Below are 11,333 nucleotides of genomic sequence, written 5' to 3'. Positions count from 1 at the left end.
CGTCTGGAGTGTATTCGTCAAATGCTTTCTTATAGACATCATCTGTCAATTCAGCTTCTGCTGCTTTTTTAACTGCCAACTCAACTAATTTACTTGTACGAATTTGAGCTTTACGTGTTTCAAGAGTCATTCCTGCTTGTGACAAGACACGTTGGTAGTTCTCACCATATTGTTTTTCTTCTTCTGCAATCGTGTCGTTGACTTCTTTGTCATCTACTTCTGAGCCATATTGCTTCTCAAATACTTTTTGGATAGTCAAGTTCAACAACACTTGTTGAGCTGAAGGGTTGCTTTTTACTTGCTCATAAAATTGATGTTCTGTGATGACATCCCCTTTCATGCTGATAAGATCTGCTCCTTCTGAACCTTTCGAACAAGCTGCTAAAGTTGCTACTGATAATAGTGTAATGGCACCTGCCAATAGTTTTTTCTTCATGTCTACTCCTTTGAGATAAGTGTTACTCTATCTATTTTACTATATTTTCTTAAATTATTCTGAAAATCATTCGCTAACAGGCAATTGAACGTCTGCTACATTTTTACGAAGCATGAGAATGCCGTCCCCTAAAGGTACTAATGTTGCAGTGAGTCCTGGATTATCTAAGGTTGCATCAAATAATCTTTGAAGGCCACGATAAATGGTTCGCTGGCCACGACGAACCTCCATAATGTCCTTGGCAACATCACCACCTTGGAAAATATCATCCAAGACAACCACGCCTCCAACGTCCAAGTGTTTGAGGATTTCTGGCAGAAAGACGATATATTTAGACTTGGCAGAATCCATAAAGACAAAATCATAGGACTCTGTCAAGGTTGATAAGACATCTACCGCATCTCCTTCTAGGAGCGTAATTTGCTTACGACTGTCAAACTGGGCGAAATTTTCCTTGGCAAATCCAATCATCTCTGGATTGCGGTCAATGGTTGTAATCTTGGCCTTTGGAGCATGTTCCGCCATCAAGAGAGCTGAAAAACCGATAGCCGTCCCAATTTCCAGAATGTTTTTAGGTTGCATGGTTTCCATGAGAAAACGGAAATAAGCAACCGTTTCATGGGGAATAATGGGAATATTTTCCTTGCGAGCAAAGTCTTCCAATTCTTTCAAATCGCCTGTGACTTGCTTTTGACGCTGACGCATCAAGTCCACAATTTCTTCCTTGACAACAGGGCGACGCATGTTATGGTTGGCATTTTTACTATATGATTCAACCATCTTATGCCAATCCCAATTTTTCAACAAGGGCTTCAAACTCATTCAAACGACGTTCGAAGACTGCAAAGGCATCGTTGAGATAGTCTTCCTTCTCCATATCAACACCAGCTTTTCTCATGACATTAAGTGGATAGTCAGATTTACCTGCCTTGAGGTAGTCGATATAGCGGTCACGGTCTTCTTGACTACCATGAACAATCTTTTCAGCCAAGGCTGAGGCTGCTGCAAAGCCTGTTGAATATTGGTATACATAGTAGTTATAGTAGAAGTGTGGAATGCGTGCCCACTCGTATTGGATTTCAGGATTGTCTTCCTTACTCAAACCATAATACTCTTGGTTCAAATCTGCGTAGAGTTTATTTAAGAAATCGCTTGTCAAGACTTCACCATTTTGGTCCGCTTGGTGAATCGCGTGTTCAAACTCAGCAAATTGAGTTTGGCGGAAAACTGTTCCACGGAAACCGTCTAAGAAGTTATTGAGAATAGCAAAGCGCGTTGCGTCGTCTTCCACTTCTTCCAATAATTTCTCCGTCAAGATATTTTCATTAGTGGTTGAAGCAATCTCAGCCAAGAAGATAGAATAATCTCCGTAAACATAAGGCTGAGTTTCACGAGTATAGCTTGAGTGCATACTGTGACCAGTCTCATGGACAAGGGTAAAGAGATTGTCTAGATTGTCCTGCCAGTTGAGAAGCATAAAGGCATTTGTATCGTAAGAACCACCAGAGTAGGCCCCTGAACGCTTGCCTTGATTTTCGTAAACATCAATCCAACGCTCACTGAAGGCACGTTTAACACGGCTCAAGTAATCCTCACCCAAGACTGACAAAGCATCTTCTGCCTTTTTCAAGGCTTCTTGGTAGGTAAAACTGTATTCAACAGAAGAAAGTGGTGTGTAGACATCGTACATCTTGAGGTCTGAAATTCCCAGGATTTTTGAACGAAGGTTAAGATAGCGATGCAAGAGTGGCAAATGCTTGCGAACTGCTGCTACCAAATTGTCATAAACACTCTCTGGAACAAAATTAGCTGCTAGGGCTGCATGACGAGCGCTCTTGTAGTTGCGAACTTTGGCACGGTAGTTTTGCACCTTAACATTGGTTTGCAAGGTTTTGGCATAGGTATGTTGGAATTGTTCATAAGTCGCATAAAGAGCTTGATAGGCACCACGACGCACCTCACGATTTTTAGACTCCATCAAACGTGTGTAAGTCCCATGAGATAGCTGAACTTCCTTACCATCATCGTCAAGAACACAAGGGAACACAATATCCGCATTGTCCAAGATAGCGAAGGTTTCACTTGCCGAACCAAAGATTTCACCAGCTCCAGCTAATAATTCTTCTTCACGTTGTGAAAGAACGTGATCCTTGCCTTGCAAAAGCTTATCAAAATAGTGTTGATAAACCTGCAATTTTGGCTGAGCTTCTAAAAAGTCAGCATACTGCTTTTCACTGATTTCCATAAATTCAGGTTCATAGAATGAAAAGGCTTGGTCTAGCTGGCTATAGAGAGTCATGGCCTTGGCATAGTACTCTTGGTACTTGGATTCACGTGTGTCCTGGTCATTCTTCATATGAGCATAGACGTAAAGCTTCTCCATCTGGCGTTCCATTTCAAGAGAAAATTCAGTAATTTCGAGTAGGCTATCCGCACTATCCAAGAGATGACCTTCATACTGGGCTACTGTCTCCAATTGTTCTGTTAAATCTTTTAAGGCTTCTTCCCAAGCCTGGTCAGTTGGGTAGATCGTTGATAGATCCCATGTATCTTTTTCATTTATTTCATGTCTTTGTAATACCATTAGATTCCTCCATCCTTTCTATTCTACCATATTTTTTAAGAAATATTGCTGATAAAAGGCTGGTGGATAGAGCTTTTGCCAATCATTTTGAGGATTTTTTTGGTAATAGGTTTGAAAATACTGATAATATCTGGTCAAGTCCTTCTCAATTTGACAAAACTCACCTACTATTGGTCGAATTTGTGGATACCATTCTTTTTTCCCATAAGTTAGGAGATTTTCTCCCTTTTGATAGGCTTCTGCTTGTTCCTTCATCCAAAAGGGATTTTGATAGTACAGTTGTTGCCGGATATAACGACAGATGTCCTTATCCTGAGAAACACTAAAACTAGATATTTTTTGTTTCTTATAGGGAAAACGTAATATCTCCAGTAGACTATCTTGTCCATAGGGAAATTCCTTGATTTGATAATAGAGTCTGCCTCTGAGATCCTGGTGGATGAGATATTTAAGCCTTAAAACCTGTTTTTCCTTGTCTACTTCCCAAACATAAAATCCCATGTTTTGACTGAAGTATAGAAAACCTTCTTGCAGACGAGTCAAACGCTCCTTGAGCCAAAGTTTTTCTCCTAGCAACCACAGTACTTGGTAACCCTGACTACGATAGCCCTCACTACGCTCTTTAAGAATTTTTTGAGGCAAGGGACTACACTGAACTTCTAGAGCTAGATTGCCATTTACAAATACATCTGCAATCTGTTTAAGCTCTGGAAGCGGGTATTCTAATTGCACCTCAGCCTCTGTTTTCAACCAGTGATAGAGGACTTCCTTATTGGACAGGTGTTCTGGGCTTTCATTTTCAGAGGAATAATCACAGTCTTTTAAAGATTTATGTGCAAAATGGGTCCGGACACTTGGTCCTTGACGCAAACGGAGCTGACCTCCACAAGCTGGGCAGGTGTATGCTTCCTTCTCAAACTTATCCTCTAACACATTTACCAGCTGCCCCCTAGCATCTCTAGCAACAAACATGATTTCCCTCCTTTTTCTATATTATTCGTAAAAAAGAAAAAAGATCAGGAAAATTCCCCAACCTTCATTCATGTTTATTTGATTTTTTTAGCTAGCATGGTCGCAAAGCGTAGTTGTATACGATTGCCATTCTCATCGCGACGGTGAAGATGGCCTGGATTTTCATTGTACTTAACCATTTCCCAGTTCTTGTAATAGTCTGCCAATTCCCCTTCTTTAAAGGTGAATGGGAAGTTAACCGAGCAAGGATAATCCTCCGTATCCATGGCACAGACGATAAGGTTGTAGCCACCAATACTAGTTTTCTCCTGCATATTTTTGATAATTGCAGGAATACGGTCTGCTTGCAAAAACATCAAAACAACTGTCGATACGATGAAATCATACTCTTTCCCAATGCTAGCTGAATTGATATCGTAAAGACCAACAGGCATATCCAAATCTTCCTGCTCAACAATGCTTTGCAAGATTTCAAGGGACAGTTCATTTTGATCGACAGCTGTCACATCAAAACCTTGCTGGGCTAGAAAGAGAGAGTTACGGCCTTGACCACAGCCCAAATCCAAGGCTTTCCCTGGTTTTACTGTCTGCATAGCCTCTAGGACCTCTGAATGAACAGGATTGGTATTGTATTTTTTAGGGAAATAATCCTCAGGTTTACAATAAAATTCTAAATACCATTCTACATCGTCTGTAGCAGCCTCTACTCGGTGCCAGGCTTGTGGTTGCACCATTGGATTGTCGACTCCTGCTTCAAAGAGGTGCTCAGCTAAAACTTCACCATCCTCTGTCAATTCAATAAACTTGAGAGTTCCTTTTAAAACAGTAATCTTGCCCCAAGTCCCAACCTTGGTATTGTGTTTCTGCTGAACCGCCTCTGGCATAGTTTCTTTAGTCCACAAGGGCATACGTTTATAGGCAACTAGTTTTTCCATCTTCATTCCTCTTTTTATCGCTGATTAACAGCTTTCATCACGCGCGCAATATCGCGATTCTGCTCACGACGTTTGATAGACTCCCGTTTATCATAGTCATGCTTCCCTTTAGCTAAACCTAAAAGGAGTTTAGCGTAACCATCTTTGATATAGACTTTAAGGGGAACCAGGGTCATTCCTGTCCCTTTGGTCTCTTGTTCCAGTTTTTGGATTTGTTTCTTATGGAGCAGGAGTTTACGACGACGTTCTGGTTCTTGGTTCCAGATATTGCCCTCTTCGTAAGGAGCGATATGAACATTGCTCAACCAGACTTCTCCATTTTTTACTTGGGCAAAGCCATCCTTGAGATTGATTCGAGCTGCTCGTACACTCTTGATTTCAGTTCCAGTCAGGACCATCCCTGCCTCTAGCGTATCTACGATTGTATAGTCATGACGCGCCTTTTTATTTTGTGCGACGACCTTTCCCTCGCCCTTTGCCATGTTTGGCTCCTTTCTTAGCTACTTCCTTATAAAAGGGGTTCTTTCCTTTTTTCTTGTCTTTTTGTGAATGCTTACGCTTATCATTTGAGCGTCCTGATTTTCTCTTGTCTTCCTTCTTATCTGAACGACGATTTGAACCACGCCCTCTGTCTTTGCGACCAGCTTGTTTCAAGCCTTTTTCAATCACATCAAACTCACTTGGGATGTAAGAGAAGTCAATTTCACCCGTCATCTTGTCGGCTCTTTCAACTCGAATACGAATCTGTTGACCTACACGGAAGGTTGTACCCGATTTCTCCCCACGCAGGGTCAAATCACGCTCATTGAAATGATAAAATTCAGGTAAATTAGTGATGTGAATCAAGCCTTCAACTGTGTTCGGCAATTCGACAAAGAGACCGAATTTAACAATGCTGGACACAACCGCATCGTACTCTTCGCCCACGTATTCTTCCATGTACTCAGCCTTTTTCATGGCTTCGACTTCACGCTCAGCCTCAATGGCACGACGCTCCCGGTTGGAAGACTGGGTCGCAATCTCTGGAATCACTTGTTCAAAATGCTCTGCTATTTCCTTAGAACGACCGTAATCACGAATCATACGGTGAACAAGAAGGTCTGGATAACGACGAATCGGACTAGTAAAGTGAGTGTAGTAATCTGCTGCTAATCCATAGTGACCGTGATTATGCTCCGAATAGCGAGCCTGCTGCATGGAGCGAAGAAGCATCATAGACAATACATCCGCATAAGGCTCTCCCTCAACAGTACGCATGATGTCTTGGAGGGCCTCCTGGCTCATCTCACTGGCAGTCCCATAAATGCGCAAGCCAAAGCTCGAAGCATAATCAATAAACTTCTGAACTTTTTCAGCCTTAGGCTCCTCGTGAATTCGATAGATAAAAGGCAAATCCAGCTTGCTGAAATGCTCGGCAACTGTTTCGTTGGCCATCAGCATAAAGGACTCAATCATGCGCTCGGCAACACCACGCTGACGAAGAACGATATCAACAGGCTTACCTTGCTTATCCACTAAAATCTTCGCTTCATTGGTATCGAAATTGAGGGCTCCACGTTTCACACGCATGTTTTCTAAAATTTCATGTAGCTTGGCCATGAGTTCAATACTTGGAACAATTTTCTGATATTCTTGTCTCTTTTCTTCATCGCCAGCTAGGATATCATTAACATCACTATAGGTCATACGGAAGCTTGTCTTGATAACCGTTTGTGTGATAGTGTAGTTGACCACACGACCATGTTTATCAATCTCCATAATGGCAGATTGGGTCAGACGGTCAACTTGAGGATTGAGGGAACAGATGCCATTTGACAGTCGTTCTGGAAGCATTGGCACCACGCGGTCTGTCACGTAAACAGAAGTCGCACGATTAAGGGCTTCCTTGTCAAGGGCAGAACCCTCGGTCACATAATAGGAAACATCTGCGATGTGAACCCCAAGCTCCAGATTTCCATTTTTCAAGGCCTTGATATGCACCGCATCGTCCAAGTCCTTGGCGTCAGCACCATCAATGGTAAAGATAATCTCATCTCTTAGATCCAGACGACCTTCCATATCCTTTTGAGACGGAGCATCCGGCACACTTTCTGCTTCCTTGACAACGGCTTCTGGAAATTCTGAGACAATGTCCATTGACTCCAAAACCTCAAGAACATCAATTCCGACATCCGTTGAGTGTCCCACCACATCGAGAATACTCGCGACAAAGAAATCATGTTTCTTGCTTGGGTATTTATCGATAAAGACCTTGAGAACTTCGGTTCCCTCTAGTTTTAGAGCTGGTTTCTTAACATAAATCGGTTGACTGATTTTCTGATTTTTCGAACGAATGTAGCCTGCATACTTGGGTTTTTCCTGATCTAGAACGATTTGGCCAACAACTGTTGTCAGGCTGTGTTCTAAGATATCAATAATTTTGGCTTCTGCTGCTGTTCCCTTATTGCGGTCAGCGACTTTTTTGATGACGACCTCAACGGTATCGCCATCAATAGCGTAGTTAACATCGTTTTTTCCTACAAAAAGATCGTCCTCCTCGCCTTCTAGACTGACAAAGCCAAAGCCATTTTTATGAGCATGAAAAATCCCCTTGAGAGTAATCTCGTGTTTTTTCTTAACTTCCAAAGTCAGACTGCCATCTTCTTCAAAGCGAATCTGGTGTTTTCTTTCCATTAGGGACAAGGTTTTAATCAACTCACGAAAATCCTTGGACTCGTCTTTTCCCAAAGCCTGAGCCAAGTCATTGACAGTCACCTTTCCCTTGTCTTGTAAATATTCTTTTATTCTATCTTTCATATTTTCTTTCTAGATTTTTTTATTTTCTTTTACTGTAAAACCTTCTAAAATATCTTTTAAAAATAAAAAGAGGCAAAGACCTAGTCCTGCCCATTATTTTCTTATCTACTTGATAATACCGTCAATGCTAAGGCAATGGCTAGCCAGAAAAAGACTAAAATCCCTGTCAAACGCTGCATTACAGCTTCGAAACCGCGTGCTTTACTGCGTTCAAACAAATCACCTGAGCTGGCATCAAATACATTGCTGGATTGGTTTTTAGTTGGTTGCATGAAAATCGCAATCACAATCACAACAGATAATACTAATAAAATGGTTAATAATAGGTTATACATATCAAACTCCTTAAAATCCCTATTATTTTACCATAAAATCTACTTAGATTCAAGATGTAGGGTTACTTTTCTTTCCTTGGGACAATACTTTAAAACCACAATCTTGTCTGGATGGGTTTTTGAATTTTTACTGGTTAGGTAATTGATACTGCCACAAGAGGAGCATTTTAGATTAATTTTTACTCGCACTAGATTTCCTTTACTTTTAATAATGTTCGAAATTGAAGAAGGTTAAAGAGACAACTAAAGGCAACACAAAGGCTTGTCGCATAAAAGACTGCATGGTAGCCAAATTGACCTGCTACTGCAGAACCTGCCATAGGTCCAACGACACCTCCCAGATAAAAGAATACCTGATTAAAGGCAAAGACCCTCGAAATACCAGCTTTGGGCGTCATCTTGCTGAGAAGGGCATTAACTCCGGGAATCAAGGCACCGGTTCCCAATCCAAATAGGAAACGATAGAGTCCTAGTTGAAGGGGGCTAGAGGCATTGGCACAGAGGAGATAGATGATAACTGAATAAAACTGGGCTACAACCAAGAGGCGATGGTTGCCCACCTTGTCACCTAGCTTTCCCATGACTCCTGCACTCATCATACTGGAAAAGCCCATACTGGACACAATCAAACCAGATACAAAGAGAAGATTCTCTGTCTGGCCTAAGTTGCGCACATACAAAGCTAAGATAGGGCCGATTGATTGGGCTGAAAATTGGATGACAAAACTGGTCAGAAAGAGATTGACCAAAAGATAGGGATATTTAACTGATGTAAATAATTCCTTTGTTGGGATGGCCTTTTCCTTGGCTACTGGTTGAAAATCTTCCTTGATAAAGCAAATAGTCAAAACAGCAGCTAAGAATAGAAAACTACCAACCAGTAAGAAAACAGTACGAATGCCAAATAATTCTGCGATAAATCCCCCGATAAAGGGACCAGTTAGAGTACCTGCAACTACGCCTGTAGACAAAGTACCTAAGGCAGTTCCTGATTTCTCCTTGGGAACCTGACTGGCTATCAGGGCCGTTGCATTGGGCACAAAACCAGCAAATACACCGTTTAGTAAACGAAGAAAGATTAACCAATAGATATTTGGGACAAAGGCCAAGCCTCCCATAGTGATGGTCATAGCAAGACCAGCACGAATCATCATGGGTTTTCGACCGTATTTATCAGCAAGGATACCCCAGATAGGAGAAAAGAGCGCCGCAGAAATGGCAGAGACAGAAATAGCTAAGCCTGCATAAAAAGCGACTTGCTCACTCCCTACACCTAGATTTTCCACAAAGATGGGCATAAAAGGCACAACTAAGGAAATACTGGCTCCTGTCAGAAAATTACCAAACCATGCAATGCGCAGATTATCCTTCCAGTTAATCTCTGTCATCTTCGCTACCTCCCTCAATCAGGGAGAACACCTGAGTAAGAAGCTGGTCCTGATTTCCATTGTTGTTTAAAACATGGCTGGCCAAATCTTTCTTTTTCTCTAAAGGCCACTGGGCTACCAGACGAAACTCAGCTTCATCTTTGGACAAGTGGTCCCTTTTCATTAAGCGTTCTACTTGGACATCTCGGTCCACATAGACCAACCAAGTCTCATCAAACCAAGAGACGTAGTCCTGCTCAAAAAGTAGGGGAATATCCATGAAGAAAATCTCTTCTGTCTGAGCCAATTGGTCTCTTAATGTAGCTAGTTCCTCACGGATAATCTCTCCTTGGATTTGCTTAGACCATTCTCGTTCTTCAGGATTTGAAAAGATAAGACTAGCTAGGAGAGGGCGATTAAGTTCTCCGTTTTCAAGGATGATTTCTTGCCCAAAGTGCTGGACTAGAGCCTCAAACAGACTGCCACCAGGTCTCTGTAACTGGTGGACTACTGCGTCAGCATCCACCACTTGAAATCCCTTATGTCTTAGAAAATTTGTCACAGTTGACTTACCAGAAGCAATTCCCCCAGTGATTCCAATGATTTTTCCCATCAATTCCTCCTTTGGCACTGAGGACAAAAGTGGGTGCCTCGTCCACCTAGTTGGATTTTCTCAATGATGGTGCCACAACGTGAACATTCTTGACCAGCCTTGTCATAGACCTGATGAAAATCCTGCATGGTTCCGTCTTCCCCAAAGGCATTGGTATAGGTCCGAATGGTTGAGCCACCTTTTTCAACAGCCTGACCCAAAACAGCGATGGTCTGGTCATGAATGGCTGACGCTTCTGCTGCAGTCAAAGTCTGAGAAGGTCTAGCTGGATGAGCCTGAGCTCGCCAGAGAACCTCATCCACATAGATATTGCCAAGTCCAGCTACCAAAGTCTGGTCTAGGAGATGAGATTTGATAGGCTTTTTGGACTTGGCAAGGGCAGATTGAAAGACCTGCACATCAAAGTCTTGTTCGCTTGGTTCAGGACCTAATTTTTTAGAAATAAAGTAGGCGTCTAAAAGGTCAGGAGCCAAGAGTTCCATAGTACCAAACTTGCGAACATCCTCATAAACAAGCGTGCCACCATTCTCAAACTGGAAAAAAACATGGGCATGCTTGCGTTCAGGTGCTTGGTCTGGATAGTAAAAATACTTGCCCTCCATCCGCAAATGGGAAATCAAGACCTTGTCTGTCAGATAAAAAAGCAAATATTTTCCACGGCGTCCCATTGACTCAACAATCTGATCAGGCACTTCCTTTTGAAACTCGTCCAAATCTGTCTTAATCATCTTGGGATAGCGAATTTCTATACTCGAAATCTTCTTTCCCAAAATCAATTTTTCCAAGCCACGTCGAACGGTTTCAACCTCAGGTAATTCAGGCATAAGTCCTCCTTCTGTAAAAACAAGAAGCAGGCATGAGCCCACCTCTACTTAGTATTCTTTTTCATTATAGCCAAAGTCAGCCAAATCTAGCTTCTTATCTCGCCAGTTTTTCTTAACCTTGACCCAAGTTTCTAGGAAAACCTTGTCCCCTAGCATAAGTTCAATATCACGACGGGCCATAGTCCCAATTTTCTTGAGCATGGCACCACCTTTACCAATGACAATCCCTTTTTGGCTATCACGTTCGACCATGATGGTTGCACGGATATGAACCTTGTCTGTCTCTTCATCTCGTTTCATAGAATCAACCACTACAGCAACTGAGTGAGGAATTTCTTCACGAGTTAGGTGCAAGACTTTCTCACGAACCATTTCTGAAACCAAGAAACGTTCTGGATGGTCTGTGATTTGGTCAGACGGGAAATATTGGAAACCTTCGTCCAGATTTTCACTCAAAATATCCACTAGACG

The 11,333-nt window shown here is 42.1% G+C and carries 12 protein-coding genes and 1 pseudogene; all 13 read right to left on the bottom strand.

The genetic code is table 11. From position 1 onward, the window contains the following. Positions 1-436 (bottom strand): annotated as a pseudogene (locus QZ359_RS04295) (foldase PrsA); the annotation flags it as partial. 66 nt (positions 437-502) lie between these two features. After that, positions 503-1,216, bottom strand: coding sequence for an O-methyltransferase (locus QZ359_RS04290; RefSeq protein WP_293962967.1), 714 nt, complete (start codon positions 1,214-1,216; stop codon positions 503-505). A gap of 1 nt (position 1,217) precedes the next feature. Further along, a complete protein-coding gene (gene pepF, locus QZ359_RS04285) occupies positions 1,218-3,020 on the bottom strand; it encodes an oligoendopeptidase F (protein ID WP_293962965.1) in 1,803 nt (600 codons plus the stop codon). A gap of 18 nt (positions 3,021-3,038) precedes the next feature. Beyond that, positions 3,039-3,992 (bottom strand): competence protein CoiA family protein, encoded by a 954-nt coding sequence (locus QZ359_RS04280; RefSeq protein ID WP_261020661.1) that lies wholly within the window; start codon positions 3,990-3,992, stop codon positions 3,039-3,041. Positions 3,993-4,066: 74 nt separating this feature from the next. After that, on the bottom strand, positions 4,067-4,927 hold the full coding sequence (gene tehB / locus QZ359_RS04275; RefSeq protein ID WP_261077147.1) for an SAM-dependent methyltransferase TehB: 861 nt from the start codon (positions 4,925-4,927) through the stop codon (positions 4,067-4,069). 14 nt (positions 4,928-4,941) lie between these two features. Continuing rightward, positions 4,942-5,409, bottom strand: a complete 468-nt coding sequence (smpB, locus tag QZ359_RS04270) for an SsrA-binding protein SmpB (protein WP_001051750.1) — start codon at positions 5,407-5,409, stop codon at positions 4,942-4,944. Continuing rightward, on the bottom strand, positions 5,372-7,723 hold the full coding sequence (gene rnr / locus QZ359_RS04265; protein ID WP_293962838.1) for a ribonuclease R: 2,352 nt from the start codon (positions 7,721-7,723) through the stop codon (positions 5,372-5,374). Before rnr ends, smpB begins: the two co-directional genes overlap by 38 nt. A 101-nt stretch (positions 7,724-7,824) precedes the next feature. Then, positions 7,825-8,058: a preprotein translocase subunit SecG gene (gene secG, locus QZ359_RS04260; RefSeq protein WP_000282517.1), complete on the bottom strand. Its 234-nt coding sequence runs from the start codon at positions 8,056-8,058 to the stop codon at positions 7,825-7,827. Positions 8,059-8,097: 39 nt separating this feature from the next. Next, entirely contained in the window at positions 8,098-8,247 is a 150-nt protein-coding gene (gene rpmG / locus QZ359_RS04255; RefSeq protein ID WP_261227319.1) for a 50S ribosomal protein L33, read from the bottom strand. Continuing rightward, positions 8,247-9,446, bottom strand: coding sequence for a multidrug efflux MFS transporter (locus QZ359_RS04250; RefSeq protein WP_293962339.1), 1,200 nt, complete (start codon positions 9,444-9,446; stop codon positions 8,247-8,249). Before QZ359_RS04250 ends, rpmG begins: the two co-directional genes overlap by 1 nt. Further along, entirely contained in the window at positions 9,433-10,038 is a 606-nt protein-coding gene (gene coaE / locus QZ359_RS04245) for a dephospho-CoA kinase (RefSeq protein WP_293962337.1), read from the bottom strand. The genes QZ359_RS04250 and coaE overlap by 14 nt, the downstream gene beginning before the upstream one ends. Next, the gene (gene mutM / locus QZ359_RS04240; RefSeq protein ID WP_293962335.1) at positions 10,038-10,862 is read right to left on the bottom strand and encodes a DNA-formamidopyrimidine glycosylase; all 825 of its coding nucleotides are present in this window, start codon (positions 10,860-10,862) and stop codon (positions 10,038-10,040) included. Before mutM ends, coaE begins: the two co-directional genes overlap by 1 nt. A gap of 48 nt (positions 10,863-10,910) precedes the next feature. Then, positions 10,911-11,333, bottom strand: a 423-nt coding sequence (gene era, locus QZ359_RS04235) for a GTPase Era (protein ID WP_293962333.1), incomplete at its 5' end; no start/stop codon positions are given.

This window comes from Streptococcus sp., assembly GCF_019414905.1.
GTDB lineage: Bacteria > Bacillota > Bacilli > Lactobacillales > Streptococcaceae > Streptococcus.
This window is presented reverse-complemented; position numbering and strand designations above follow the sequence as displayed.

Coding starts and splice junctions, on each gene's coding strand:
- QZ359_RS04290 (WP_293962967.1), bottom strand. CDS start 1,216: ATGGTTGAATCATATAGTAAAAATGCCAACCATAACATGCGTCGCCCT.
- pepF (WP_293962965.1), bottom strand. CDS start 3,020: ATGGTATTACAAAGACATGAAATAAATGAAAAAGATACATGGGATCTA.
- QZ359_RS04280 (WP_261020661.1), bottom strand. CDS start 3,992: ATGTTTGTTGCTAGAGATGCTAGGGGGCAGCTGGTAAATGTGTTAGAG.
- tehB (WP_261077147.1), bottom strand. CDS start 4,927: ATGGAAAAACTAGTTGCCTATAAACGTATGCCCTTGTGGACTAAAGAA.
- smpB (WP_001051750.1), bottom strand. CDS start 5,409: ATGGCAAAGGGCGAGGGAAAGGTCGTCGCACAAAATAAAAAGGCGCGT.
- rnr (WP_293962838.1), bottom strand. CDS start 7,723: ATGAAAGATAGAATAAAAGAATATTTACAAGACAAGGGAAAGGTGACT.
- secG (WP_000282517.1), bottom strand. CDS start 8,058: ATGTATAACCTATTATTAACCATTTTATTAGTATTATCTGTTGTGATT.
- QZ359_RS04250 (WP_293962339.1), bottom strand. CDS start 9,446: ATGACAGAGATTAACTGGAAGGATAATCTGCGCATTGCATGGTTTGGT.
- coaE (WP_293962337.1), bottom strand. CDS start 10,038: ATGGGAAAAATCATTGGAATCACTGGGGGAATTGCTTCTGGTAAGTCA.
- mutM (WP_293962335.1), bottom strand. CDS start 10,862: ATGCCTGAATTACCTGAGGTTGAAACCGTTCGACGTGGCTTGGAAAAA.